This is a genomic window from Pseudomonas sp. PS01297 (assembly GCF_029959305.1).
GTDB classification, from domain to species: domain Bacteria; phylum Pseudomonadota; class Gammaproteobacteria; order Pseudomonadales; family Pseudomonadaceae; genus Aquipseudomonas; species Aquipseudomonas helleri.
Map to the genome: position 1 here is coordinate 40,614 of NZ_JASCPQ010000005.1, position 25,869 is coordinate 66,482.

Below are 25,869 nucleotides of genomic sequence, written 5' to 3' on the forward strand. Positions count from 1 at the left end.
TAACGGCGTGTACGGCTGCCCGGCTTTTTATCTGAACCTTTCATTGTTGACCTGCTGCGTCTACTGGACAGTGGTTTCAGGTCTCCATCAGCGCTTTGCTGGCCATCCAGAAACAGGCGGCCAAGCGCTCGCAGTACAAGGAACGACACCCCCATGATCTATTTCCAGGGCAAGAGAATCTTGAGCGCCATCTTTGATATGGATGGCACCATGTTTGACACCGAACGCCTGCGTTTCAAAACCCTCAAGCAAGCTGCCGTTGAGCTTCACGGCACGCCGCTGAGCGAAGAAACGCTTATTGGGTCATTAGGCTTGAGCGCGAAAAAGGCCGAAGCGTTGGCCAAGGCCAATCATGGCGAAGACTTCCCCTATGCCCAAGTGCGCAAGCGCGCGGATGAGCTGGAACTGGCCTATGTGCGTGACCATGGCGTACCGATCAAGGATGGCTTGCTCGAAGTGCTGGAACGCCTGCGCAAGTACGGCCTGACCATGGCCGTTGCCACCTCCAGTCGGCGTGCGATTGCCGAGGAATACCTGATCAACGCCAATGTCTTGAAGTATTTCGATGTCACGGTGTGCGGTGACGAAGTGACCCAGGGCAAGCCGCATCCAGAGATTTTCCTGACCGCAGCCAGTGCGCTGAATTGTCTGGCGCCGCATTGCCTGATGCTCGAAGACTCCGAAAATGGCTTGCTCTCGGCGATCCGCGCCGAAGGCCAGCCGATTCTGATCGAAGACATCAAAGCCCCCGCGCCCGAGATCAAGGCCGGGGCTCTCAAGGCCTACCAGACCATGCATGAGTTCTTGGCTGACTTGAACGACTGCATGCCCGACCTGGGCACGCCGGAGCTGACCGAGAGCTTCCCGCAGGCGTTCAACCAGTTCAGCGTCGGGATTCATGGTTTTGGCGCCATGGGCGGCGGCTATCTGACGCAGATTTTCTCTCACTGGGATGGCTATACCCGGCCGTGTGAAATCATTGCCGCGACCCGCTCGCGGATGTTGCGCGACACCATCCAGGCATTTGGCCGCTACAGCGTGCGCTATGGCGCGACGTCATTCGACCAGACCATCGATAACCTGACCATGATCGACCTGGACGACGCCGAAGCAGTGATCCGCATGTACGACGTGGCGGAAATCATCGGGCTGAGCTTGCCCGAAACGGCCATTCGCAATCAGGCGCACGTGATTGCCAAGGGATTGATCCGCCGCTATGAGCGACGCGGGCGTGAACTGACGATTTTGACGGTGCTGAACAAGGTGGGCGGGGCCGATTTTGTAAGGCGTCACGTGAAAACCCAGCTGGCTCAGCTAGTGTCGCCGGAGATTGCGCAAAAAATTCTTGATAACACCCATTTTGCAGAAACAGTGGTCAGTCGTATCGTCTCGAAAATTTCCAACGATGCACTGGTGCGGCAGTTGCGCATCAAGTCGAAGATTTTCCAGAACAGTCTGGACGAGCAGCCAGAGCCCCGTAAAGCTTCACCCAAAGTGCCTGCGCCGGAGTATGAACGTCTGATCGCACGTTTTCGGCCCTTTGCCCAGTCGAGCAACGCCCTCAGCCAGTTGCATCTGATCTTGTTTAACAGCGAGTCGGACATGCCGCTGTACGCAGAGCGCAGCAGTAATTTGCTGGAGCGTTTGCGTCAGATCAAAACCGTGGACGACATCAGCCAGACCCAGGTCATGAAAAACCTGCTGTGGAACGGCCCGCACGCGATCATTGCCTGGTACGCCAGTGTGCTGGGTTACAACGTATTGGGGCAGGGCATGGGTGATGCGCGGGTCAGCGCCCTGGCTGAACGCTTGATTCACCAAGAGGTTGGCCCGGCGCTGGTGGCCGAATACCCGCAGATGGCCGAGGCGGTGGCAGATTTTTCGAAAACCTTTCTGGAACGCTGCAACACCTCGTTCAAAGACCCGTGTGCCCGCGTTGGACGTGATCCGTTACGCAAACTGCAACGTAACGAACGGATTTTTCGCAGCATTGATCTGGCCCGTAAGCACGGCATTGACAGCAGCGCCCTGGAGTTTGGCAGCGCCCTGGCGTTGCATTACGCACTGTATTGCGCCGACAGCAAAGACCTGGAAAGCCAGTTGATCCGCAGCGTGTATCACGCGTCGGGGAACATTGAAGACGTGCTGACGTACAGCGGCCCTTACAACGGCAAAGCTTACTCGGGGCTGGACCCGGTGGCAGATGCTGCGCTGGTGAAGTCCATTAGCAAGCAATTTGCTCGGTTACACGAACAACTGCCTGCCGTCTGTGGCTTGTAGTCGCTGAGGAGCGAAGCGAGGCTGCGATCGGTTGCGCAGCAGCCGTAAAATCCCATGACACGGTATGCCTGAGACACCGCATTGCCCGGATTTACGACGACTGCGTCCTCGATCGCAGCCTCGCTCCGCTCGTCAGCGACTACAGATCTTTAACGTCAATACGGCATCCAGCCCGCCTTCGGGGCGGTTACGCAGCACCAACGTGCCGCCATGGGCCGTTGCTACGGTCTGGGCAATGCTCAAACCCAGGCCGTAGCCGCCGGTGCTGCTGTTGCGTGAGGTGTCGAGGCGATAAAAGGGCTCCAGCACTTGTGTCAGTTGCTCAGGCGCAATGCCGGGGCCGCTGTCGCGCACGGTAATGACTAAATGCTCAGGTTGCTCATCGACGATCACCTGCACGTCACGGGCGTAGCGCACGGCATTTTCCAGCAGGTTTTGCACACACCGCTTGAGGCTGCGGGCATAACCCGACACCGGGTGTTTGGCGCGGCCTGTCAGGGTGATGTGCTCGCCAATGTCTTGCAGGTCAGCCTGCAAGCTCTGCAACAAGGCGTTGATGTCGATGTTCTGCCGGGCTTCGTTAATTTCACCACTGCTGACAAACTCCAGCGTGGTCGACACCAACCCCTCCATATCGGTCAGGTCTTTGCGAAAGCGCTGCTTTTGCTGCTCGTCATCAAGCATTTCGGTACGCAGGCGCAGGCGGGTAATTGGCGAGCGCAGGTCATGGGACACCGCCGCCAAAAAACGTGTGCGCTCGGCCAGGCTGTGCAGCAGGCGCTGTTGCATCAGGTTGAAGGCCTCGGCGGCGCGGCGGACTTCTACCGGCCCTTTGACTTCCAGTGGTTTGCGGCGAATATCGTTGCCCAGCGCCTGGGCGGCCTGAGCCAGTTGGTTTAATGGCCGAATGGCCAGGCGCACGGCAAACAGGGCGATGATCACCAGCACGATGATGCGCACCAGGTAGATTCGCCAAAAGTAGTCGAGCATCACATCGGCCCGGGACAGGCTGGTCCAGCCTTGGTCTTCTTTGGCCTGCACCTGCAGCCAGCGCCCGTTGGGCAGTTGTAGTTCAAGGGCGTATTGGCCAGCGACCGGGCTGGAGCCGAACAAGCTGTTGATCCCGGCTTTTTGGCCCTGTTGATCGAGCAGGGTCAAGTTGAGCAAGCGCAGAGGTGTGCGGGTGCCGGTTTTTTCATTGATCAGGTTTTTCAGCAGGTCTTCAGTCGCTTGATCCTGAGTCGACAGCCGCGCGCTGGCGGGGAGGGGCGCATCGTGCTCGGTCAACTGAAAGTCAGGCGTGTTCAAGTTGCTGAGCAACTGGGCGGTGTTCTCGGGGCTGGACGCTGACACCCGCACGATATCGGCCAGGCGGCTGGCAATCAATCGGGTCGGGATCTCCAGCACCTGGCTGTGACGCACGTCATACCAGATGCTGCTGGTAGCCACCTGGGCGCCGAGCATACCGGCCACCAGAATGATCACCAGCCGCCCATAAAGCGTGCGCGGTATCAGCTTCATGATTCGTGGGTCACCTTGCTTGAGGTCAGCATGTAGCCTTCGTTGCGCACGGTTTTGATCAGCTCGGGTGTCAGTTGCTGGCGCAGGCGGCTGACGCACACATCAATCGAGCGGTCGAAGGGCGTGCTGTCTTTCTCGAACACATGATTAAGCAAAAAATCCCGGCTCAGCGGGCGGTTAGGGTGCTGCAACAATAAGCGCAGCACACGGTAGTCGGAGTTGCCGAGGCTGATCACCAGCCCTTCGGGGGACAGTACCTGACGCGCGCGGGTGTCGAGGCGCCAGCCGTCGAAGTTCACATAGGGCGCTTCGTCGACCCGTGCCCGCTCCGGAAAGCTCTGCGCCCGGCGCAAGACCACCTTGATTCGCACCAGCAATTCTCGCGGATCGAACGGCTTGGGCAGGTAGTCATCTGCGCCAATTTCCAGGCCGACGATGCGGTCGATCAGGCTGCCGCGCGCGGTGAGCATGATCACCGGAATATTGGAGGTCACCCGTAACGTGCGGCACAGGCTGAGGCCGTCTTCGCCGGGCAGCATCAGGTCCAGAACGATCAGGTCAATGACGTTCATCTCCAGGCGGCGATGCATTTCCTTGCCGTCACAGGCCGTTGACGTCTGATAGCCGGCATCGCGCAGGTACTCGGCCAGCAGTTGGCGGATTTCGGGGTCGTCATCGACGATTAATACGTGATCTAGCTTGGACATGTGAACTCGTCTGGGCCTTGGAAAGATGTGCAATAGCGGATTTTGCGATGGCGAGGCCAGCGAAATGTAATGAAATGTTGTGGCGGCGATTTTCATGCGCCGCCAATACAAAGTCGAACAATTGCCGGCAATGACCCTCTTTAGAATGGCGAATCTAAATGCGAGTCATTGTAATTAAGGAAGGTCCGATGCCATCGTCACCCGATGCGGCTGTTGTTCGCAATACCCCTTATGCCTTGAACGGCACGCTGGCGCCCTTTATCGGAGTGATGGCGCTCGGAGTCTTCAGCGTGCCAACCCGTGCTGCCGAGCAAGCTGACGCCGCTCTGACCTTGCCTGCCTTGAGTGTTCAGGGTAGCTACGATTCACCGTTCAAGGTGGACGAAGTGTCCTCGCGCAAAGTCATGACACCGCTGCTGGACGCCCCGCAAAGTATCACCATCGTGCCCCAACAAGTGCTCAAGGAGCAGAATGCGCAGAGCCTGCAAGACATTCTGCGCAACGTGCCGGGCATCACCTTTATGTCAGGGGAGGGCAACCTGGGCTGGGGTGACCTGTTCTCTATACGCGGGTTTTCGTCCGAGCAAAGCCTGACAGTCGATGGCGTGCGCGATGCGGGCATGTCGAGTCGCAATGACACCTTTAACCTGCAACAAGCTGAAGTCTTCAAAGGCACCGGCGCGATTGAGTCGGGCATTTCAGCGGTGGGCGGCAGCGTCAACCTGGTGAGCAAGGAAGCCCATTTGGGCGATGCCAACCGCATCTCTGCCGGTGTCGGCACCGACGGTTACCGCCGGGTGACCGCCGACATCAACCAGGAACTGACCGACACCAGCGCCGTGCGCATCAACTTGATGAAGCATGAAAGCCAGGTGGCCGACCGTGATGACGTCGATTACGACCGCTGGGGCATCGCCACCTCACTGGCCTTGGGCTTGTCGACACCGACCCGTGCTTACCTCGATTTCTTCTATCAAAAGGACGACAACACCCCAGACGGCGGCTTGCCGATTTTGCGCGGCACCGATGGCAAACGCATGCCCGGTGTCAAACGCAACAATTGGTACGGCGACTCCAGTTTGTACACCCAGCAGACCGAGACCACCTCGCTGACCGGGAAGCTGGAACATGACTTTGACAACGGCGCCTTGCTGACCAACCAGGTGCGCTGGCAACAGACTGACAACTTTGCGGTCTTGTCCCCGGCACGGTTTTTCTCTGCCAACCCGGATGGTTCCAAGACCTGCACCGGCACCCGTTGCGCCACCCTGGGCTATGTCGGTGTTGGCCCGGTGTCGACGGTCAACGGGGTCAAGGTGTACACCGATTACACCAACAACGGCAGCACCGCCGATGGCGTATTGCGCGGCAGCGATTTCGGCCTGTCCAAGCGCTACACCATCCTCGACAACCAGACCGACCTCAGCTTTGCCTTCGACACCGGCTCCATCAGCCATAAGGCTGTCACCGGGCTGGATCTCTACCACGAAACCTACGGCGGCCTGCACCGCAACGCCAAGTTCCCGGCGGCGAACATGACGTTCGACATGGGCGACCCGCAACACAGCTTTGATACGGTCTACACCACCAAAGGCTTTAACGAACCGCGCTCCAGCATCGACAACGCCGGGCTGTACGCGGCCGACACCCTGACCCTCAATCAGTGGTGGCAAGTGATGGGCTCGCTGCGCTATGACCACTGGACTGCCGAAACCACCCAGAGCGGCCAGGCGAATATCAAAGACACCTCGGGCGCCTGGAGCGGCCGTGCCGGTGTGGTGTTCAAACCCCAGCCAAACGGCACTATTTACGCGTCGTACAGCCAATCGGCGCAGCCCTCGGCGGTGGGCGCTTCGACCAACAACCAGATCTATGGCGCGGCGAGCACCAGCAGCTACAAACCCGCCCAATCGAAAACCTATGAACTCGGCACCAAGTGGGACTTGCTGGATAAAGGCATCAGCGTGACGGCAGCGATTTTCCGTACCGAGCTGGAAAACTCCTGGGAATACACCGAAGGCGATGCTTCGCCGGTGCGCGCACTGCCAGCCAAACGGGTCGACGGCGTCGAATTGGGCCTGCAAGGCAACATCACCGAGCGCTGGACGGCCTACAGTGGTTTCTCAGCGCTTAAAAGCGATCAGACCAAGGGCGTCAACAAAGGCGAAGAGGCCAAGAACGTTCCCGACCTGACCGCCAATCTGTGGACCACCTATGCCTTCACCGACGACCTGAGCTTCAGCTACGGCGCCAACTATGTCGGCCGTCGCCGTTACACCGACAACAAATACGTGGGCGGCCTGAACAATAACAGCAGCAACGCCGACGGCCCGTCCGGGGTGCTGCCGATCTATACTCGCGACAAAGAAAAGGCGCCGGGCTACTGGGTGCACTACGTAGCGGCGCAGTACAAGGTCAACCGCCAGACCACGGTCAACCTCAACGTCGACAACCTGTTCAACACCTTTTATTTCAGCCGCATCGGCGCCTCCCTGGATGGTTTCCAGCTGTATGGCGTACCGGGTGCCGGGCGCACGCTGACCGCCAGCATCGACTATGACTTTTAAGCCTGCCGGGCGTGGGAGCCGCGCATGCTGATCGACATTGCCAACGTCTTCACCGCCGACGAAGTGGACGAGATGCGCACGCGGCTGCTGGCTGAACCATGGGTGGATGGCAAAGTCACGGCCGGGCAGCGCTCGGCCCGTGACAAGTTCAACCGCCAATTGAACGAGGAATCTGCGTTGGGTTTGTTGTTTGGCCAGCGCATCCTCGCGCGGCTGTCCGAGAACGCGCTGTTTATGTCAGCGGCGCTGCCCAAGCGGATCTATCCGCCCTTGTTCAATCGTTACAGCGGTGGCGAGGCGTTCGGCTTTCATATCGACAACGCCATTCGCGGCATCAAAGGTGTGCGCGAACGAGTACGCACCGACCTGTCCGCCACCTTGTTTTTGACTGATCCCGAGACCTACGACGGCGGCGAACTGGTGATCCGCGACACCTTTGGCGAGCGCAGCGTCAAGTTACCGGCCGGGCATCTGGTGCTGTACCCCGGCACCAGCGTGCACAAGGTCAATCCTGTCACCTGTGGCGAGCGGGTGGCGGCGTTTTTCTGGATCGAAAGCCTGGTCCGCGAAGACAGCCAGCGCAGCCTGTTACTCGACATGGATGTGGCCATTCAGCGCCTGAGCGCACAACAGGCCGATGACGAGTCGTTGCTGCAACTCAGCGGCGTGTACCACAACCTCTTGCGTCGCTGGAGCGACGTGTGAGCCCTTCATTTAGTGGGAGATTAATCGTGTCCAAATCGTTTTCACGCGTGTGGTCATTGCTGGCGGTGTTCATTGTGGGCGGGTTCGGCATGGTGTCGTCGGCCTGGGCCAAAGACGTCACCGACGTGCTGGGTCGGGTGGTCGACGTGCCGGAACATGTGCAGCGGGTGGTGCTGGGCGAGGGTCGATTGATTTCGACGCTGGCGATTCTTGACCGCGATCAGCCTTTTAAGCGTGTCGTGGGCTGGCAGAACGACCTGCGCAAACTTGACCCCAATACCTACGCCGCTTACGTGGCGAAGTTCCCCGAGGTCAAAGACATTCCGCTGATTGGCCAGGCCTCGGAGCAGAGCGTCAGCGCCGAGGAAATCCTCTCGCTGAAGCCGGACCTGGCGGTGTTCAGCATCTCCGGGCATGGCCCGACCGAGCATAGTCCGGTGGCCGATATTCTCGAAAAAGCCGGTATCCCGGTGCTGTTTGTGGATTTTCGGGTCAACCCGGTACAGGGCACCCATGACAGCATGACCGCACTGGGCAAGGCATTGGGGCGTGAAGCGCAAGCTCAAGCTTTCCTGGATTTCTACCAGCAGCATATTGACCACATCACCGAAACCTTGGGCGTAATCGACGACAGCAAACGCCCTAGCGTGTTTCTTGAACTGCTGGCCGGGGTTTGGGCCAACCCTGGGCATACCACGGGCAAAGGCGGCATGGGCGAACTGATCAACCTGGTGGGCGGCCGCAATATTGCCGCTGGAGTGGTGCCCGGTGCACTGGGCGATATCAGTGTTGAATACGCGCTCAAGGCTGATCCGGACATTTACATCCTTACCGGCAATCAAAAACCGGGCGTGATGATGGGCGCAGGCATTGACCAGGCCACGGCCCAGGCGTCGCTCAAGCAGGTGCTGAGCCGCCCTGAGTTCGCCCAACTGCGGGCGATTCGCGAAGGCAATGTACATGGCTTGTGGCATGACTTTTACAACTCGCCGTACAACATCCTGGCAATAGAGGCCATGGCCAAGTGGATACACCCCGAGAAGTTTGCCTCCCTTGACCCGGAGCACACGCTGGAGCAAATCAACCAGCAGTTCCTCGGCATGCCGCTGGCAGGCCAATACTGGATCAGTGAGCCGAAATGACCGCGCACCTGAACCCTGCCGTGGCCGCTGCCAGCCACGGCTACCGGCGTCTGCTGGCGCGACGGGTCGGCTTGTTGGTGGGCATCGGTATTGCCTTGGTCGCGGCGGTGTTGCTTGATCTGTCGACCGGCTCTTCGGGGATGACCCTTGGGGCTTTGGTCGACGGCCTGTTGCACCCGCAAAACCTGGCTGTGACCGACCGGGTGATCATCTGGAATGTGCGCTTGCCTTACGCGCTGATGGCGGTGCTGGTGGGCGCTGCGCTGTCACTGGCCGGTGCAGAAATGCAGGCCATCCTCAATAACCCCCTGGCCAGCCCCTTTACCCTGGGTGTGTCGTCGGCGGCGGCGCTGGGCGCTTCGCTGATCATTGTTTTTCCGGTCAGCAGCGCTTTATTGAGCCGCGATTCCATCGTCGCGTTGTCCGCCTTCGTGTTTGCCTGCGGCTCAATGTTTTTGCTGCATGGCATGTCGCGATTAAGAGGCGCCGGGGTCGAAGCCCTGGTGCTGTTCGGCATTGCCCTGGTGTTCAGTTGTAACGCTTTGGTGGCGCTGTTGCAGTTGTTGGCCACCGAAGATGTGCTGCAACAGTTGGTGTTCTGGAGCCTGGGCAGCGTCGCACGGGCCAATTGGGACAAACTGAGCATTCTCGCTGTGGTGCTGGCGCTGATCTTGCCGTTTTCGCTGCACGCGTCTTCGCGCATGACCTTGTTGCGCATGGGTGAGGACCGCGCGCAAAGCTTTGGCGTTGACGTGCGTCGGCTGCGGTTTTTCTCGCTGCTGCGCATCAGCTTGCTGTCGGCGACGGCGGTGGCCTTTGTTGGGACCATTGGCTTTATCGGCCTGGTAGGCCCGCACATTGCGCGCATTTTGATTGGTGAAGACCAGCGCTTTCTATTCCCGGCCAGCGCGCTGGTGGGGGCACTCTTGCTGTCACTGTCCTCGGTGGTCAGCAAAATCATCATGCCGGGGGTGATCGTGCCGGTCGGCATTGTCACCGCTTTGGTGGGCGTGCCGATTTTTGTGGCGCTGGTGTTCAAGCGGGGTCGGCAGCTATGAGTGCTCAAGGCTTAGTGATCAGCCATGCTCAGGTGACTTATGGCCGTCGCGTGGTGATTGCAGATGCGTCATTGCCCGAGCTGCAACCCGGCACTCTCACCGCGTTGATCGGGCCCAATGGTGCCGGCAAATCCACGTTGCTACGCGGCCTGGCAGGGCTTGAGCGCATGCAGGGTACGGTCAGCCTGCAAGCTCGGCAATTGGCGACGATGTCGGTGTCGGAGCGTGCGCGACTTATCACTTACATGCCGCAACACCTGCCGCCGGGGCTGGGGCTCAGTGTGATCGAAAGTGTCATGGCGGCCTTGCGCGTGGGTGGCAGCGGCGGTGATTACCTTGAACAGGCGTATGCCGCCTTGCAGCGCATTGGCATCGAACATCTGGCGGATCGCATGCTCAATGCGCTCTCGGGCGGGCAGCGGCAACTGGTCAGCTTGGGGCAACTGATTGCGCGTCGTCCGAGCGTCATGCTGCTGGACGAACCCACCAGCGCGCTGGACCTGAGCTACCAGTTGCGGGTGATGGAATGCGTGCGTGACATGGTTCGCCAGCACCAATTGATCGCGGTAATCGTAATGCATGACATCAGCCTGGCGGCGCGTTATGCCGATACTATCGCCGTGTTGCGAGACGGGCAAATCATGGGCTTTGGGGCAGCAGAGAATGTACTGACCCCGCAATTGTTTGCCGATGTGTACGGCGTCAAGGCACGGGTCGAGCGCTGCTCGCAACAGACCCTGCAAGTGCTGGTGGATTGCCCCGTCTAATAAATAACTTATGGATTTAAAGGTCCTGTAGGAGCGAGCTTGTCTCGCGATCTTTTAAAAAATCAAAAGATCGCGAGGCAAGCTCGCTCCTACCGTTATCAGGGTAGTTATGTGCTCTTCAACACCACCCAAAAGCTCGCCACCAACAGCACCAGCACCACCGGGGCGAAGGCGCTGACACCCAGTTGCTCCAGCAACACGCCGCCGAGAATCCCGCCGCCTGCAATGGCGGTATTCCAGGCGGTTACCAGCATGGATTGAGCGACGTCTGTCGCGCAGGCGGCGGCCTTGGCCATGGCGGTTTGAAACAGGGTGGCGGCGCCACCGAAGGCCAACCCCCAAGCACCCACCGCGAGGTAAACAATGCCCGGCACCTTGCCTGCAAGGCCCAATGCCAGGGCGGCAAGGGCAAAAACGGCAATGCTGGTTAGTGTCAGCATGCGCAGGTGACGGTCGATCAAGACGCCGATCAGCCAAATGCCCAGCAGGGACGTCAGGCCAAACACCAACAGCACCAGGCCCGTACGCTCGGCCATGCCTGCCGCGCCCAGGAACGGCGCGATATAGGTATAGAGAATGTTGTGCGCCAGGACAAAAGCCAGCACCACGAACAACACCGAACGTACGCCGGGTAACTGGAATACCTGACGCAACGGCAGTCGTTTTTCCTGAGCTTGCCCGGCGAAGTCCGGCACTTTCAGACGCACCCAGAGCATCAGCAGCACGGCCAGCCCGCTCATGATCGCAAAGCAGATGCGCCAACCCATCAACGCCCCCAGGAACGTGCCCGCCGGAACACCCAGCGACAGGGCCAGCGGGGTGCCGACCATTGCTACGGCAATCGCCCGACCTTGTTGATGGGGCGGCACCATGCGTGCGGCATAACCCGCCAGCAGTGCCCACAATAACCCAGCCGACATGCCTGCAAGAAAGCGCGCCAGCATCGTCAGCGCATAACTGGTAGACAGCGTCGTCACGGTGTTGGCCACCACAAAACCGGCAATCGCCATCAGCAGTAATGGGCGCCTGCGCATGCTTTGCGTGGCGGCAGTCAACGGAATGGCCGCCAGCAGCGAGCCGATGGCGTAGATCGTCACGGTCTGGCCCACCCACGCCTCGGAAACCGCCAGGCCTTCGGCCATTTGTGGCAGCAGCCCGGCGGGCAAGGCTTCGGTTAGGATGATGATAAAAGCGGTCATGGCCAGTGCCAACAGCGGGGCCAATGGCAGGCGTTCGGTCTTAGTCAGGACTGCGCTTGGGCTCATGGACGCACCGCCAGACCACCGTAGACCGCATCGCGCAGATCGCTGACGAAGCGCCCGGACATGCCAGCGCCTGCTAAAGGGAAAGCGCCCGCATCGAAGATGAGCTCAGGGCTGTAATCAATGCCTGCGGTGTCTTCAACCACTGGCACACATTCACCCTCGCCAAGTCGATGCGGTGGCAGGCCATTAACGTAGGCGGTGGCTACTCGCTGTGGATCATGTGCGGTAAAACTGGTATCGAGCATGGCCAATGGCCCTGTCACCAATTGCTGGATAGCGTCGCCCAACGGCACCCCTTTAATGCGCGCAACCAAGGCACCGAGGACATCGGTGGCCAGTGAATAGCGCCATTGAGTACCGGGCTCAAACAGCAATGGTACGCTGGCAATGCGGCGCAAGTTTTCTTCCAGGCTAATGCTCGAAGCGTCCATGCCGTAGGAGACGCCCGCCCGGGCATACAGCCGTTGGTTATCCAGCGCCTGCTGGACAACGGTCTGGATACGTTCAGATAGCTGCGCCGAGATAACGCCTTGGGGCAGGGGATAGGTGAAGGCGGTCATGGTCACTCCTGGTTAAATAAGTCGTGGCCTGACAATAGAAAGGTCGAGATTAAAGAAAAAGCTGGATACAGTTCCTTGATGTGCGGACTTGAATGTCCGCAATCAAACGACGAGGGATGCAATGGACAGCCTGAATGGCTTCGTGGTCTTTGTTCAGGTCGCTGAAACCCGCAGCTTCGTGGCGGCGGGGCGACTGTTGGGGGTGTCTGCCTCGGCGGTCGGTAAAAGCGTAGCGCGGCTCGAAGAAAAGCTCGGTGTGCGGCTTTTTCATCGCAGCACCCGCAGCGTTACATTGACCGCGGAAGGTGCGTTGTTTCTGGAGCGCAGCCGACGCATCCTCGCTGAGATCGAAGCAGCCCAGCAGGAACTGTCACAAGCCTCTTCGGCACCGCGCGGTCGCCTGCGGGTGAGCCTGCCGATGGTCAGCTCGCTGGTGTTGCCGGTGCTCGGCGAATTTATGCGCGCCTACCCCGAGATTGAGCTGGACCTGGATTTTACTGACCGCAGGGTTGACGTCATCGAAGAAGGTTTTGATGCCGTGGTGCGCATTGGCAACCCCGTCGATTCAAGATTGTCGGCCCGTCGTTTGGGTTCATTCGCCATGCAGGTGGTGGCTTCACCGGATTATTTGGCACTGCGGGGCACGCCGCAGGTCCCGGCTGATCTGTTGCAGCACACCTGCATGCACTATCGCTGGCCCAACAGCGGCAAGCTCGAAACATGGGCGTTGCGCCAAGCCCCTGGCGAGCCCGAACTGCAACTGCCCACCTCGATGATCTGCAACAACGTCGAAACCCGCGTGTGTTTTGCACTGCAAGGATTGGGCGTCACTTATCTGCCGGAGTTCGCCATCCGCGAGCCCTTGGCCGATGGCCACCTGCAACTGATTCTGGAAGATTATGTGGAGCACCGCGGGGTGTTTTATGTGCTCTGGCCCGCGAGCAAACACCCGTCGCCCAAAGTGCGGGCGCTGGTGGATTTTCTCTGTGCGCGGATAGCTTGATAAAGATCGCAGGCTGCAGCAGCTCCACGCGATCTCTTGACCTCAGATCGCGATCACAACTGTCGAGACCTTGGCTTGAATAGGCTCCAGCCGTTCTGCCGGGGCGTCATGTTCCACCACCAGCACACTCAACTCTTCGCAGGCGGCCACGTGGTAGTGGGCAATGCTGGACAGCTTTTCATTGGTCACGGCCACCACAATTTGCCCGCTTCGCGACACGACAGCCCGCTTGAACTCTGCTTCGTCCATGTTGAACGCAGTCACGCCCTTGCTGGCATCAATCGCGCAGGCGCCTAAAAAGCACAGATCGAAATTGAAATGGGCCAATTGTTGAATCGCGCTCAGGCCATGGATGTTGCCTGAGGTTTTGTCCAGGCGCCCACCCAGCAAGATGACTTCGGCCAACGGCAGTGTGTCCAGTTGCAGGGCAATGGCGGGCGAATTGGTGGTGACGCAAACTGCAATATTGTGATCGATTGCGCTCGTTATGCAGGCATTGGTGGTACCGCCATCGATAAACACGTGCTGGCCCGCTTTGATCAGCGTCGCTGCCGCCTGGCCCAGCGAGCTTTTGCGCTCGATGTGTTGGGTTTGTCTGTCCTTCACAGGTCGCTCAGGCGCCAATGAAATGGCCCCTCCGTACACCCGTTTACACAGCCCTGCTTGCGCCAGCGCCGCGAGATCTCGACGGATTGAGTGCTCGGAAACGTTAAATTCCTGAGCCAGCTCCCCAGCCACCACCCGGCCGTGAGTCGCCAGCCGTTGGGCGATCAGGGTTTGTCGCTCTCCGGGGAAACTCTCATGAGTGAGCATTGACATCCGTTGAATCCTGTTTAAATTGAGCATAAACGAGCATTGATGATTGGTTTTTTGCTCGAAGGTGATCGGTATCATGCGTGGCGGCTCGTCACGCGTCAAACAGCGGTTAAGGAGTCGTAATGTCAGGTGAACTGCTGCGGGCTGCGTATTCGGTATTGTTGCCCGCCATCGGCGATTTGAATCTGGATGAGCCTGTCCGTCGCCATTTAAGCCGTGGTGGCGTCTCGGTGTTGTTGGGTGAAACACGGGATGAGTACATCGGCAGGGCCATGACCCAGGCGCGTCGCGACGCCGAGACGCAAACCAAATTGGCCAGCCTGACTCAACACGTCTCGGCATTGGCCGGTGGGCCGGTGTTGATCGCGGTGGATCAAGAACTCGGTGGCATCGAGCGCCTGCACCAATTGGTTCCGGCCATTCCTTCAAGGGCGCAACTCAATGACCTGAGTGCCGAGGCGATTGAACAGCGCTGCTATGAAATGGCCTCAGTCGCGCGCTGCCTGGGTGTCAATCTGTTCCTCGCGCCGATTGTCGATGTGGTGACTGGCATCAATCCTTGGTTGCTTAACCGGCATTTGGGGGACGACCCGGCACAGGTCAGTCGAATTTCCTGTGCCTTTATCCGTGGGGTTCAGCGCGCCGGGGTCATTGCCACGGCTAAACATTTTCCGGGTCACTACGCCATTGAGCATGACCCGGCCATTGCCCTGGCCACCGTGCACGGCCCGCTGGAGTTGCTTGACGACAACCTCCAGGTGTTCCGGCAAGTGATTGGTGCTGGCGTGCAAGCGGTCATGCCCGGCCCGGCGGTGTTCCCGGCTATTGACCCGGACCAGTCGGCCTCGACATCGGCCAAGGTTATTGCCTTGTTGCGTGACACGCTGGGGTTCGACGGGCTGATCATTTCAGATGACCTGGACGCAGTGTCCATCCTGCGGGGCAATACCTTGACCGATACGGCCGTGGCATCGCTGGCGGCGGGTGCGCATTTGTTGCTGGTGTCCAGCGAGTCAGGGCTCGATGCCATTGCCGAGGCGATCGTCAGCGCAGTGGATGAAGGAACGCTGGAGCGTCAGGTGTTGCTGGCGGCCTCGTCCAAGGTGCGAGCAGTTGCCAAATCGCAGCAATCTGAGCCGTTGATCAAATAATTTGCAAGAAATTGCTCGCTCGTCACACATAGCAATGAGGCCGAAATATCCATCTGTATTCAGGTGGGATGTGACGTGTCTCGCAGTCTCAAAAGGCCTGAACTTAATATTCCTAAAAGTCATATAAAAATACATTTTAAGTATTATTAGCGAATAACGCCTTTTGATAGCATTGCCCCGCCGGTACACCGGACACACAGCGCATCTCACCCTGATTGGAGTCTCCATGTCCGGCGCCGACACTTCTCACAGTGAATACGTGGGCGGATTATTCCGCAGTCATTACCAATGGCTGTGCACACGCTTGCGCCGCCACCTCGACTCCAGCGCCCACGCTGAAGACATTGCCGCCGATACATTTGTCCAGTTGCTGACTTCGCCGGGCGTGGTGCCGATTCGCCAACCCCGTGCGTTGTTGACCACCATTGCCCAGCGCTTGATGTATCAGCTATGGCGCCGTCGCGATCTGGAACGGGCTTATCTCGATGCCCTGCAACTGGATGACGTGTACGAAGCCCCTTCGCCCGAAGACCTGGCGCAGATGATTGAGGCGTTGCAATGCATTGACCAGTTGCTGGATGGCTTGCCGGCCAAGGTCAAGGCCACCTTTTTGCTGTCTCAGGTCAATGGCCTGACTTACCCTGAAATTGCCGCTGAATTGGGCATTTCCCAACGCTCGGTCAGTGACTACATGACCAAGGCAGTCAATCGCTGCCTGCGGGCTTGCCTGGAATGACATGAACATCGAAAACCAACACGACGACGTGATCGACAACGCGACTCGCTGGATTGTATTGCTGCGTTCAGGCCATGCCAACGAGGCTGATTGGCAGGCCTACCGGCAGTGGCGCGCGCAAGACCCTCGGCATGAACAACTCTGTGCGCAACTGGAAACCCGTCTGGGAGTTTTTAAGGTGCCGATTGCCCAAGGGGTCAGCGGCAAGGTGCTGCAACAGGCCCTGAGTACCCCTGGCACCAGCCGTCGCAAACTATTGCAGGGCGCGCTGGCCTGTACCGGTGTGGCGTTGGGTGCCAGCTTGTTGGTCAGCCAGCGCACCACGCTGGGGGAACTGACGGCGGACGTTTCAACCGGCACCGCTGAACGGCGTACGGTGAGTTTGCCTGATGGCAGCGAGCTGTTTTTGAACGCCAAAAGCGCGGTCGATCTGGATTTCAGCGGCCCGCACCGGATCGTCCGATTGCTTGATGGGGAGCTGCGAGTCAAGGTCGCCACTAATCCGACAATGCCTTTTCAACTGGTGACGCCGCAGGCGTTGATCCACGTGCTGGGCAGTGACTTGACCGTACGTGAACGCGAAGGGCAGGGGCTGGTGGTGGCGCTCAAAGGCGCGCTGCAGATCGCTCGCCAGGGGCTGGAAACCCTGCAACTGCAAACCGGGCATGAGGTCTCTTATGACCGCTACGGGTTTAGCCCTGTGCGCGTGATGAGCCTGGGTGCCGCCGCGTGGGTCGATGGTTTGCTCGAAGTGCGGGATGTGCCGCTGGCACAGATTATCGAGGCCTTGCGGCCTTATCGCGGCGGTGTACTGCGCATCGACCCTGCGGTTGCCGAGTTGCGCGTCAGCGGCATGTTTCGGCTGGATAAAACCGAACAGGTGCTCGACACATTGGCGCGAACCTTGCCGATCCAGGTGCTGCGTCGCAGCGATTATTGGGTCACCGTCACCTCCGCTTAAACGCAGTTCTAAGGACATAACCAAACGATCTGCAAGTTTTCTCTGCGCCAATCCACACCTCTCCCGTAAGCGCTGCGGGGAGCAGCGCTGTTCAGAGATTTAGGGAGAGTCACCTTGAGCGCGTCCAACACCTTTTCACGTCGCCAGCTACGGGCTTTTGCCATAGGGCCTCTGGCGAGCCTGTTCCTGACCTGCGCCTATGCGGCCGAAGAAGCCCGCCAGGTCTACCACATTGCCTCCGGCCCGCTGGATGAAGTGCTGCTGAACATCAGCCGCCAGAGCGGACAAGTCATTTCGTTTACCCCGCAACTGAGCCGTTATTCGTCGGCGGCGATCAATGGTTCGTTGTCGGCGGAGCAGGCCGTTGGCGAGGCCCTGCGCGGCACCGGTTTGCAGCTGCAAGTCAGCCCGGACGGGGCGTTTATCATCAAAGAGGGCGCGGCCAGCGCTAACAAAGCCGGGACCCAGGCCCAGGACGCTGCGCCCACCACAGCCCTGGACCGGGTGGTCGCCATCGGCACTCGGCGCGCCAACGCCACGGCCTTGAGCAGCAGCGCCCCCGTGGACGTGATCAACAGCGAAGAGTTGGTGCAGACCGGCGCCGTGACCCTCAACCAGGCACTGTTCCAGTTGCTGCCCTCGTTCAACTTTCCGCAAAACCAGAGCGCAACCCGTGGCCAGGACCCTAAAGGCGCTTCTTTGCGCGGGCTGTCCCCGGACGAAACGCTGGTGTTGATCAACGGCAAGCGTCGGCATGCCTCGGCAGTGGTGAACTTGTCGGGCGGTGTGCCATTTATTGGTGCGCAGTCTGTCGACCTGGACATGATCCCGATCAGCGCCATCGACCACGTCGAGGTGCTGCGTGACGGTGCCTCTGCACAATACGGTTCGGATGCGATTGCCGGGGTGATCAACATCGTGCTCAAAGAGCGCGACAGCGGCGGGCAAATCAACACTCAATTGGGCAAGTTTTCTCAGGGTGACGGCTTCAGCAAAACCGCTGATGGCTGGTACGGCCTGGGACTGCCGGGGGACGGCTTTCTGACCGTCAGCTTTAACGCGCTGAACAATAAACCGGACGATATCGGCGACAAGTATTTCGCCGATGGTCAAGTGCAAGACCCGCGCTGGGGCGGTGCAGGGCGTGATAAATACAACCTGGCGGCGAATGCCGAAATCGGCCTCAACGATCAATGGCGCCTCTACAGCTTCGCCACGTTCGGTCAGGACAAATCGGTCAACAACACCCCCAAGCTGCTGGCCAACAACCCGAACAACGTCACTGAGATCTACCCGAACGGGACCATTCCGAAATATCGCTACCGCTATGAAGATGGTGCACTGACGGTCGGCACCCGGTATGAAGACGACACCCTGGGCCGCTTTGATTTAAGCGCCACCTATGGTCGCGACGAACATGACGAACTGGCCTACAACACCCTCAACCCCAGTTTTGGCATCGCCAGCCCGACCAAATTCCAGATTGCGACGCTGATCAACGAACAAACCAACGTCGGTCTGGACTACGTCAAAGACTTGCCCGTGAACTGGCTGACCAACCCGCTGAACATCTCGGCCGGGATCGCCTACCGCAACGAGCGCTATCGCCTGGAGTCGGGTGATTCCGACTCTTATTCGTTTGGCGGAATCGACGGCGTGCAAGTGGGTGGCGTACAGGCCTCAGGCCTGACCCCGGACGATGCCGGGACTTACTCGCGGGATGTTGCCGGGGTGTATTTCGGTCTGGAAAACCAGCTCACAGAGAAGCTGCAACTGGGCTTGGCGGCGCGGACCGAGCATTACTCGGATTTTGGTTCGGCCACCACGGGCAAATTGTCGGCGCGGTATGACTTCACGCCCAAGGTCGGGTTACGTGCCACCGTCAACAACGCTTATCGCGCACCGACACTGGGCCAGATCGGCACCTCGTGGACCACCACCACCAACGTCGATGCCAATGGCAACCCGGTGCTGACACGCATCTTGCCGTCCGATAACCCGGCTGCCCGTGCTCTCGGCGCAGAACAGCTCAAGCCTGAGAAGTCGACCAACTACTCGCTGGGGCTGGTGCTGCGTCCTGTTGACCAAGCCTCTGTGACCATCGATGCGTACCAGATCTCCATCCGTGATCGACTGTTGTTCAGCGGCGGTATTTCCGGGCCTGACGCCGAGCGCATTCTCACAGAGGCAGGCTACGGCCAGTACACCTGGGCGCAGTTCATGACCAACGCGGTCGATACCCGTACCCGCGGCGTCGACATCGTCGGCAAGTACAACTTTGATCTGCAACAGTACGGTTCGCTGGCACTGAGCGCGGGTTACACCCGTGCTAAAACCACCATTGAGAAGGTCCACGAAAACGCCAACGGCTTTGAAACCGTGACCCGTGAAAGCCGTGGTTACCTGGAGTATGGCTACCCCAAAGACAAGTTCGTGTTGGGCGCGATTCACCGCTACGGCCCGTGGACCGTGGCCTTGAACGAAACCCGTTATGGCGAATACCGCAAGTTCGCCGCACAGGCCAGCGACTCGCAATACGATCAAACCTTCGGCGCTCAATGGACCACAGACCTGGACGTCAACTACGCCTTCACCAAGCAACTGCGCGTGTCGGTTGGCGCCAACAACCTGTTCAACAGCAAACCGGATGACTTTGACAGCCACCTGCGTCAAACCCCAAGCCAGAAGTACAGCTACCTGTCACCGGCGGCACCCGAAGGCACGTTTTACTACACCCGCTTGAGCTACGAGTTCTGATACGCGGTGGCGGGGCAACCCGCCACCTTTTTAACAGTTGGTGTTTTCCTGCCATTCCTCCCTCTGCGTAACGCCCCGCTCATCGGCGGGGGTACGTGTCTGTAAATTCGAAAATAAACATATCTTTCAGATAGATAGCGATTTTTAGCGCTACGCTTCGCTGTCTTCACGATTATTTAATGGTTTTAAAATCAATTAATGCAATTGACAGTTGTATTTATTTGATCGAGCATTGCAATTAAATGATTTATAGATATCGCACAGCGATACGGAGATTAAATTGTACGATCCACTGGTCAATGCTCACCCAGGTGTCGGAGTGCCTCATTCGTCCTCTTACTGGGTAGATACGGCAGGTACAGCGCCGCCAGATGACGGCCCGCTCAAGGGAGACATTGAGGTCGACGTTGCAATTATTGGCGCCGGTTACACAGGCCTGAGTTGTGCGTTGCACCTGGCCCGCGAGCACGGCATTCGCGCCGTGGTCCTGGAAGCCAATCAGGTGGCCTGGGGGTGCAGTGGGCGTAATGGCAGCTTTGCCCGTATCTCCGGCGGGCGAGTGCCGCTGGCGCAGTTGATCAGTCGCTACGGCGAGCACACCGCGAAACAGTATTTTGCCGAGATGACTGCCGGGCTGAACACCGTGCGTGGGCTGATCCGTGAAGGCCAGATTGATTGCGACGCGCAGCCGGACGGCGTGTACAAGGTCGCCAGCAACGCCAAGCATGTTGAATCGCTCAAGCGCGAAGTGGGGCTGTATCACGATGTACTGGGTTATGGCGCGCAACTGGTCAACGGCGACCAGGTGCAAGCGGTGCATCGCGGTGCTGAGTCATTTGGCGCGCTGTACATGCCCGACGGTTTTTCCATGCACCCGTTGAAACTGGCCTGGGGCGTTCATCGCCTGGCCCGTGAGGCGGGGGCCACCGTGCACGTGGGTTCGCCGGTGGTCGACTGGACCAGCGCCAATGGCAGCCACCGACTGGTGACGCCGGGCGGCGTGGTCACGGCGCGCAAGGTGGTGGTCGCCACCAATGGCTACACCTCCACGGCGCTTAATCGTGCAACCGCGGGGCGTGTGTTACCGGTTCACTCGCAAATTATCGTGACGCGCCCCCTCAGCGCGGAAGAAAAGCGCCAGACGCTGCCCGGCAGCGAGTGCATGTTCGATACCCGCCATCTGTTGTCTTACTACCGTCGTTTGCCCGACGACCGCATTTTGTTTGGCGGGCGCAGCGCCATTACCGGGCGCGAAGCCGAAAGCCCGAAGCACCGGCAAAACCTGCAGGACGCTTTGTCCCGCAAGTTCCCGATGCTCGAAGGTATCCAGGTCGATTACAACTGGGGCGGCTGGGTCGCCGTCAGTGAAAGCTCGCTGCCATTTGTCTGCAAAGTGCCTGATTTGGACAACGTGTTCGCCGGGGGCGGCTATGCCGGCAGCGGTGTTTCATTTTCACTGCAGGTGGGCAAGCGTCTTGCACAGATGGTCACCGGCGATCCGCATCCCACCGAGGTGGACTTTCTTCATCAATGCCCCAAGCGCTTCCCGTTCCAACCGTTTTTGCGCATGGGCCAGCGTATGGCCTATGCCTGGTATCGATTCAAAGACGCTTCATAACGACCACGGTTCCAGCGAAAAAGAAGCAACCCGTGCAGGTGTGACATTGCCTGCGCTCATTATAAAAAGAGTGATTCGGGCCAACACGGCCGGCGTTTTATTCAACTGTCTAATTACAACAAACTCAGGAGTTGAAAATGCGATTAATCAACACACCCATGGCCAGTCTTGCGCTGGCCATTACCTTCGGTGCAAGCGTGCACGCACAGGCGGCCGATACCGTCACCTTTGCGGGTTGGGGAGGAGCGCTACAGGATGCCGAGCGTACGGCGTATCTGAAGCCCGCGGAAAAAGCACTGGGCATCACCATCAAAGAAGACAACATGGACGGCCTTGCGGCGGTGCGCGCCCAAGTGATGTCGGGCAAGCCCAAGTGGGATGTTGTCGAACTGGCGTCCAATGATTGCGTGCTGGCCCAAGAGCAGGGGCTGACCGAGCCACTGGACTATTCAGTGATCAGTACCGATGGCGTGGCCTCGAACTTCTACGGCAAAAACTGGATCGCGAGCAACGCCTATTCCACCGTACTGGCCTGGGCAAAAGATGCGACCGGCCCGACCCCGAAGAACTGGCAAGAGTTCTTTGACCCGTCAATCAAGGCCTCACGCTCCCTCTACCGCCAGCCTTACACCACGCTGGAACTGGCGTTGATCGCCGATGGTGTTTCACCCAAGCAACTCTACCCGCTGGATATAGACCGGGCGTTCAAAGTGCTGGAGCGCATCAAGCCACAAGTGGTCAATTGGTGGCGCAGCGGCACTGACTCTGCACAACTGTTGCGCAGCCGCGAAGTGGACGCGCTGTCCATCTGGGCGTCGCGGGTTGATGAGTTGAAAAAGTCCGGTGAGAACGTGGACTACACCTATGACCATGCCTTGCTGGATTACGACTGCGTCGTGGTGCCAAAAGGTGCACCGAACAAAGCTCTGGCGATGAAACTGATCGCCGAAATCATGAAACCCGAAAGCCAGGCAACCCTGGTGACCGTGATCCCCAACCCGCCGATCAACGTCAAGGCCTACGACACCGGCATCATTCCTGCGGACATGGCGGCCACGTTGCCGACGGCTCCGGCCAATATCGACAAGGTGGTGTTCTTCGATCCGGTCTGGTGGCAAGCCCACCAAGCTGAGGTTCAACGTCGCTACGACCTGTTCATCCAGAATTGAGAAGGCCGTGACCATGATCAGTTTCAAGAAAAGCCTGTTGTGCGGGGCCGTCATCGCTTCTTTGGGTTGGGGCGCCAGCTTTGCCGCCCTGGCTGACACCCTGACCTTTGCCGGTTGGGGCGGGGCCTTGCAGGACGCCGAGCGCAAAGCCTACCTCGAACCCGCCGCCAAGGCCCTGGGCGTGACTATCCGCGAAGACAACATGGACGGCCTCGCGGCGGTGCGTGCCCAAGTGATGTCAGGCAAGCCCAAATGGGACGTGGTGGAACTGGGCAGCACCGAGTGCGCCCAGGCGCAGTTGGAGGGGCTGGCCGAGCCGCTGGATTACAGCGTGATTGATGCCACCCATGTCGACAAATCCGTGGTCAGCAGCCACTGGATTGCCAGCCATGCCTACGCCACCGTGGTGGCCTGGGCCGAAGACACCGGCGCGCCGGTGGCGAAAAACTGGCAACAGTTCTTCGACCCGCAGTTCAAGGGGGCCCGCGCCCTGTACCGCCAGCCATGGCTGACCATGGAAGCGGCGTTGTTGGGTGATGGGGTTGCGCCGAAAGACTTGTACCCGCTGGACGTGGAACGGGCGATCAAGGTGCTCAACCGGATCAAGCCCCAGGTGGTCAACTGGTGGAGCGCGGGCGCGGATTCGGCGCAGTTGTTGCGCAGCCGTGAAGTCGATTTTCTGGCGATCTGGAATGGCCGGGTCAACGAGGTCAAGGCCAGCGGTGACAAGGTCAACTACAGCTTTGATGGCGCGCTGTTGAGCCATGACTGCCTGATCATCCCCAAAGGCGCGGCGAACAAGGCGCAGGCCATGAAACTCATCGCCCACATCATGCAGCCCGAAAGCCAGGCCACGCTGGCCACGTTGATTCCGTACTCGCCGGTCAACAGCAAGGCCTACGACTTGCCGATCATTACTGACGAACTGGCCGCGCGGTTACCGACCTCGCCTCAGAACATCGACAAAGTGGTCACGGTGTCACCCGAATGGTGGGTCAAGAATCAGGAGGCGGTTCGCCAAAGGTTCGCCCTGTTCCTTGCCAATTAAGCAGTGGGGTGGGGCGCCGCTGGCGTCCCGTCTACGAAACAAGGGCGCCTGACGTCCGTATGTGCCGAGTGTGAATATGTCCGAAGAACACAAACTTTCGATGTCGATCGATATCGAAAAGCTGACCAAGACCTATGACAGTTTTGCCGCGCTGGATGATGTTTCGCTATCGATCAAAAGCGGTGAGTTTCTGTCGTTGCTGGGCTCCTCCGGCTCTGGCAAGACCACGCTGCTGATGGCCTTGGCCGGGTTCGTTCGCCCGGATGCAGGCAGTATCCGTTTTGGCGGGCGCGAAATGATCTTCGAGCCACCGCACAAGCGTGATGTGGGCATGATGTTCCAGAGTTACGCGTTGTTCCCGCACATGAACGTGTTTCAAAACGTCGCCTACCCGCTGAAGTTGCGCGGTTACAAACGTGCCGACATCCGTCAGCGGGTCGAGCAGGCGTTGGCCACCGTCGAGCTGGATCATCTGATCGAGCGCGGGATTACCGAAATGTCGGGCGGTCAGCGCCAACGCATCGCGCTGGCCCGGGCGATTGTTTTCGAGCCAAAAATCCTGCTGATGGACGAGCCGCTGTCAGCCCTCGACAAACGCCTGCGCGAAACCATGCAACTGGAGCTTCGCCGTCTGCACGAGCGCCTGGGCATGACCGTGGTGTACGTCACCCATGACCAGCGTGAAGCGCTGACCATGTCTGACCGGATCGCGGTCATGAGCAAAGGGCGGATTCGCCAGATCGACACCCCGATCAATCTCTATGAGCGCCCGGCCAACCGCTTTATTGCGGAGTTTGTCGGGGAGTCGTCGTGTTTGCCGATTACCTTGCAGGGCGGCCAGGCACTGTTTCAGGGCCGGGCCTTGCGCGGCGCCAACGTTGCCGGCGGTTTAAAGAACCCGAGCCTGGTGGTGCGCCCGGAAAAACTGCAGTTCGTCCCGGCCGAGGCCAGCGATTACAACCTGTTGCGCGGACATGTAGCCGACGTGATTTTCCAGGGTGAAAGCCAGTTGGTGCAGATTGATCTGGGGGAGGGCATGTCGGTGGCAATTCGTCGGCCCACCAACAGTTCCGAAGGCAATCGCCTGCCTGCCCGCGGCGATGCCGTGGTGCTGGGCCTGCACGTACAGGACACGCTGCTGGTTGGAGATGATCAATGAGCAGCGACCTTCTCGATGCGCTCAACGCGCGTGATCTGCGCAAGGCGCAAAGACGTGAGCGCTGGTATTTGTTCGGCTCGGGGCTGCCGGCTTTGCTTCTGGTGCTGCTGACGTTCGTGCTGCCGATTGGCTGGCTGTTCTGGCTGTCACTGTTCAATGCCGACGGGCAATTATCCATAGAGAACTACACCCGGCTGCTGGAACCGATCTATGTGCTGACGTTTGTGCAGACCTTCAAGACCGGGATCATTGTGACCATCGCCTGCGTGCTGATCGGTTACCCCTACGCGTACTTCATGATCAAGGGGCCGCGCTGGCTGGCCAATGTGGCCATGGCGCTGTTGCTGGTGTCGCTGTGGACGTCGTTGCTGGTGCGCACTTACGCCTGGCTGATCATTTTGCAGCGGCGCGGCATCGCCAATGACTTATTGATGAGCCTGGGCATTACCGATGCGCCGCTGCCGCTGGTGTACAACCTGACCGGCACGGTGATTGGCATGGTCCACATCATGTTGCCGTTCATGATTTTGCCGCTGTATGCCGCCATGAAGAGCATCGACCCGATCTACAGCCAGGCCGCCGCCGCGTTTGGCGCGTCACCGTCGCGGGCCTTCCGTGATGTGTTTCTGCCGCTGTCGGGGCCGGGGCTGGCCGCCGGTGCCACCTTGGTGTTTGTGATCACCTTGGGGTTCTACGTCACACCGGCGTTGTTGGGCGGCGGCAAGGTGCAGATGATCTCGATGCGGATCGAAAGTGACGTCTCCATGTACGCCAATTGGGGTGCAGCGTCGTCCCTGGGTGTGGTGCTGCTGTTGGCCACATTGCTGATCTTGTTCATTGTCAAAAAGAGCGCGGGCCTCGGCCGGCGCAGCGAGTGAA

21 protein-coding genes are annotated in these 25,869 nt (G+C 59.3%); 16 read left to right on the forward strand and 5 right to left on the reverse strand.

Translation table 11 applies throughout. The features are described from left to right. Positions 1 to 153: 153 nt before the first annotated feature. Positions 154 to 2,280: an HAD family hydrolase gene (locus QMX84_RS03410; protein WP_262124686.1), complete on the forward strand. Its 2,127-nt coding sequence runs from the start codon at positions 154 to 156 to the stop codon at positions 2,278 to 2,280. 132 nt (positions 2,281 to 2,412) lie between these two features. Here QMX84_RS03410 and QMX84_RS03415 read toward each other — a convergent pair whose 3' ends face one another. Then, positions 2,413 to 3,801, reverse strand: coding sequence for an ATP-binding protein (locus QMX84_RS03415; protein ID WP_282363151.1), 1,389 nt, complete (start codon positions 3,799 to 3,801; stop codon positions 2,413 to 2,415). Then, entirely contained in the window at positions 3,798 to 4,508 is a 711-nt protein-coding gene (locus tag QMX84_RS03420) for a response regulator (RefSeq protein WP_123749294.1), read from the reverse strand. The genes QMX84_RS03415 and QMX84_RS03420 overlap by 4 nt, the downstream gene beginning before the upstream one ends. A 188-nt stretch (positions 4,509 to 4,696) precedes the next feature. Between QMX84_RS03420 and QMX84_RS03425 the strand changes: the two genes are divergently transcribed. From QMX84_RS03425 to QMX84_RS03445, 5 genes are read left to right on the forward strand one after another with little or no spacing between them, the layout of a single operon-like run. Further along, positions 4,697 to 7,075, forward strand: a complete 2,379-nt coding sequence (locus QMX84_RS03425; protein WP_282363152.1) for a TonB-dependent siderophore receptor — start codon at positions 4,697 to 4,699, stop codon at positions 7,073 to 7,075. A gap of 24 nt (positions 7,076 to 7,099) precedes the next feature. Continuing rightward, complete coding sequence (locus QMX84_RS03430) at positions 7,100 to 7,780, forward strand: Fe2+-dependent dioxygenase (RefSeq protein WP_282363153.1); 681 nt, start codon at positions 7,100 to 7,102, stop codon at positions 7,778 to 7,780. 26 nt (positions 7,781 to 7,806) lie between these two features. Further along, entirely contained in the window at positions 7,807 to 8,922 is a 1,116-nt protein-coding gene (locus QMX84_RS03435; protein ID WP_262124693.1) for an ABC transporter substrate-binding protein, read from the forward strand. Then, complete coding sequence (locus QMX84_RS03440; protein WP_262124695.1) at positions 8,919 to 9,980, forward strand: iron ABC transporter permease; 1,062 nt, start codon at positions 8,919 to 8,921, stop codon at positions 9,978 to 9,980. Before QMX84_RS03435 ends, QMX84_RS03440 begins: the two co-directional genes overlap by 4 nt. Then, a complete protein-coding gene (locus QMX84_RS03445; RefSeq protein WP_262124696.1) occupies positions 9,977 to 10,747 on the forward strand; it encodes an ABC transporter ATP-binding protein in 771 nt (256 codons plus the stop codon). Before QMX84_RS03440 ends, QMX84_RS03445 begins: the two co-directional genes overlap by 4 nt. Positions 10,748 to 10,854: 107 nt before the next feature. Here the strand turns inward: QMX84_RS03445 and QMX84_RS03450 are convergent, their stop codons facing one another. Beyond that, entirely contained in the window at positions 10,855 to 12,012 is a 1,158-nt protein-coding gene (locus QMX84_RS03450; protein ID WP_282363154.1) for an MFS transporter, read from the reverse strand. Beyond that, positions 12,009 to 12,572, reverse strand: a complete 564-nt coding sequence (locus QMX84_RS03455) for a serine hydrolase domain-containing protein (protein WP_282363155.1) — start codon at positions 12,570 to 12,572, stop codon at positions 12,009 to 12,011. The genes QMX84_RS03450 and QMX84_RS03455 overlap by 4 nt, the downstream gene beginning before the upstream one ends. A gap of 121 nt (positions 12,573 to 12,693) precedes the next feature. Between QMX84_RS03455 and QMX84_RS03460 the strand changes: the two genes are divergently transcribed. Beyond that, positions 12,694 to 13,575 (forward strand): LysR family transcriptional regulator, encoded by an 882-nt coding sequence (locus QMX84_RS03460; protein ID WP_282363156.1) that lies wholly within the window; start codon positions 12,694 to 12,696, stop codon positions 13,573 to 13,575. Positions 13,576 to 13,617: 42 nt separating this feature from the next. On the opposite strand, the gene QMX84_RS03465 is transcribed toward QMX84_RS03460, so the two are convergent. Continuing rightward, positions 13,618 to 14,394 carry a DeoR/GlpR family DNA-binding transcription regulator gene (locus QMX84_RS03465; protein ID WP_282363157.1) on the reverse strand — a complete coding sequence of 259 codons (777 nt, stop codon included), beginning with the start codon at positions 14,392 to 14,394 and terminating at the stop codon, positions 13,618 to 13,620. Positions 14,395 to 14,513: 119 nt separating this feature from the next. Here QMX84_RS03465 and QMX84_RS03470 point away from each other — a divergent pair, with 119 nt between their 5' ends. From QMX84_RS03470 to QMX84_RS03510, 9 genes are all read left to right on the forward strand, one after another. Further along, positions 14,514 to 15,542 carry a glycoside hydrolase family 3 N-terminal domain-containing protein gene (locus tag QMX84_RS03470; RefSeq protein WP_282363158.1) on the forward strand — a complete coding sequence of 343 codons (1,029 nt, stop codon included), beginning with the start codon at positions 14,514 to 14,516 and terminating at the stop codon, positions 15,540 to 15,542. A 226-nt stretch (positions 15,543 to 15,768) separates the two neighbouring features. After that, complete coding sequence (locus QMX84_RS03475) at positions 15,769 to 16,278, forward strand: sigma-70 family RNA polymerase sigma factor (RefSeq protein WP_123749284.1); 510 nt, start codon at positions 15,769 to 15,771, stop codon at positions 16,276 to 16,278. A gap of 1 nt (position 16,279) precedes the next feature. Further along, entirely contained in the window at positions 16,280 to 17,239 is a 960-nt protein-coding gene (locus tag QMX84_RS03480) for a FecR domain-containing protein (RefSeq protein ID WP_282363159.1), read from the forward strand. A 114-nt stretch (positions 17,240 to 17,353) separates the two neighbouring features. Next, complete coding sequence (locus tag QMX84_RS03485) at positions 17,354 to 19,996, forward strand: TonB-dependent receptor (RefSeq protein WP_153373137.1); 2,643 nt, start codon at positions 17,354 to 17,356, stop codon at positions 19,994 to 19,996. Positions 19,997 to 20,276: 280 nt separating this feature from the next. Beyond that, positions 20,277 to 21,614 carry an FAD-binding oxidoreductase gene (locus tag QMX84_RS03490; protein WP_282363160.1) on the forward strand — a complete coding sequence of 446 codons (1,338 nt, stop codon included), beginning with the start codon at positions 20,277 to 20,279 and terminating at the stop codon, positions 21,612 to 21,614. A 137-nt stretch (positions 21,615 to 21,751) separates the two neighbouring features. Beyond that, positions 21,752 to 22,783 (forward strand): ABC transporter substrate-binding protein, encoded by a 1,032-nt coding sequence (locus QMX84_RS03495; protein ID WP_123749281.1) that lies wholly within the window; start codon positions 21,752 to 21,754, stop codon positions 22,781 to 22,783. A 13-nt stretch (positions 22,784 to 22,796) separates the two neighbouring features. Further along, the gene (locus QMX84_RS03500) at positions 22,797 to 23,831 is read left to right on the forward strand and encodes an ABC transporter substrate-binding protein (protein ID WP_153332735.1); all 1,035 of its coding nucleotides are present in this window, start codon (positions 22,797 to 22,799) and stop codon (positions 23,829 to 23,831) included. Positions 23,832 to 23,931: 100 nt separating this feature from the next. Next, the gene (locus tag QMX84_RS03505; RefSeq protein ID WP_153332848.1) at positions 23,932 to 24,990 is read left to right on the forward strand and encodes an ABC transporter ATP-binding protein; all 1,059 of its coding nucleotides are present in this window, start codon (positions 23,932 to 23,934) and stop codon (positions 24,988 to 24,990) included. Further along, on the forward strand, positions 24,987 to 25,868 hold the full coding sequence (locus tag QMX84_RS03510) for an ABC transporter permease (protein WP_153332733.1): 882 nt from the start codon (positions 24,987 to 24,989) through the stop codon (positions 25,866 to 25,868). Before QMX84_RS03505 ends, QMX84_RS03510 begins: the two co-directional genes overlap by 4 nt. The last annotated feature ends 1 nt before the right edge of the window (position 25,869 follow it).

Bases quoted from the DNA above. Each gene is read 5' to 3' on its own strand.
- QMX84_RS03410 (WP_262124686.1), top strand. From the start codon at position 154: ATGATCTATTTCCAGGGCAAGAGAATCTTGAGCGCCATCTTTGATATG.
- QMX84_RS03510 (WP_153332733.1), top strand. From the start codon at position 24,987: ATGAGCAGCGACCTTCTCGATGCGCTCAACGCGCGTGATCTGCGCAAG.
- QMX84_RS03505 (WP_153332848.1), top strand. From the start codon at position 23,932: ATGTCGATCGATATCGAAAAGCTGACCAAGACCTATGACAGTTTTGCC.
- QMX84_RS03415 (WP_282363151.1), bottom strand. From the start codon at position 3,801: ATGAAGCTGATACCGCGCACGCTTTATGGGCGGCTGGTGATCATTCTG.
- QMX84_RS03455 (WP_282363155.1), bottom strand. From the start codon at position 12,572: ATGACCGCCTTCACCTATCCCCTGCCCCAAGGCGTTATCTCGGCGCAG.
- QMX84_RS03460 (WP_282363156.1), top strand. From the start codon at position 12,694: ATGGACAGCCTGAATGGCTTCGTGGTCTTTGTTCAGGTCGCTGAAACC.
- QMX84_RS03425 (WP_282363152.1), top strand. From the start codon at position 4,697: ATGCCATCGTCACCCGATGCGGCTGTTGTTCGCAATACCCCTTATGCC.
- QMX84_RS03450 (WP_282363154.1), bottom strand. From the start codon at position 12,012: ATGAGCCCAAGCGCAGTCCTGACTAAGACCGAACGCCTGCCATTGGCC.
- QMX84_RS03495 (WP_123749281.1), top strand. From the start codon at position 21,752: ATGCGATTAATCAACACACCCATGGCCAGTCTTGCGCTGGCCATTACC.
- QMX84_RS03475 (WP_123749284.1), top strand. From the start codon at position 15,769: ATGTCCGGCGCCGACACTTCTCACAGTGAATACGTGGGCGGATTATTC.
- QMX84_RS03420 (WP_123749294.1), bottom strand. From the start codon at position 4,508: ATGTCCAAGCTAGATCACGTATTAATCGTCGATGACGACCCCGAAATC.
- QMX84_RS03440 (WP_262124695.1), top strand. From the start codon at position 8,919: ATGACCGCGCACCTGAACCCTGCCGTGGCCGCTGCCAGCCACGGCTAC.
- QMX84_RS03465 (WP_282363157.1), bottom strand. From the start codon at position 14,394: ATGTCAATGCTCACTCATGAGAGTTTCCCCGGAGAGCGACAAACCCTG.
- QMX84_RS03430 (WP_282363153.1), top strand. From the start codon at position 7,100: ATGCTGATCGACATTGCCAACGTCTTCACCGCCGACGAAGTGGACGAG.
- QMX84_RS03445 (WP_262124696.1), top strand. From the start codon at position 9,977: ATGAGTGCTCAAGGCTTAGTGATCAGCCATGCTCAGGTGACTTATGGC.
- QMX84_RS03470 (WP_282363158.1), top strand. From the start codon at position 14,514: ATGTCAGGTGAACTGCTGCGGGCTGCGTATTCGGTATTGTTGCCCGCC.
- QMX84_RS03480 (WP_282363159.1), top strand. From the start codon at position 16,280: ATGAACATCGAAAACCAACACGACGACGTGATCGACAACGCGACTCGC.
- QMX84_RS03500 (WP_153332735.1), top strand. From the start codon at position 22,797: ATGATCAGTTTCAAGAAAAGCCTGTTGTGCGGGGCCGTCATCGCTTCT.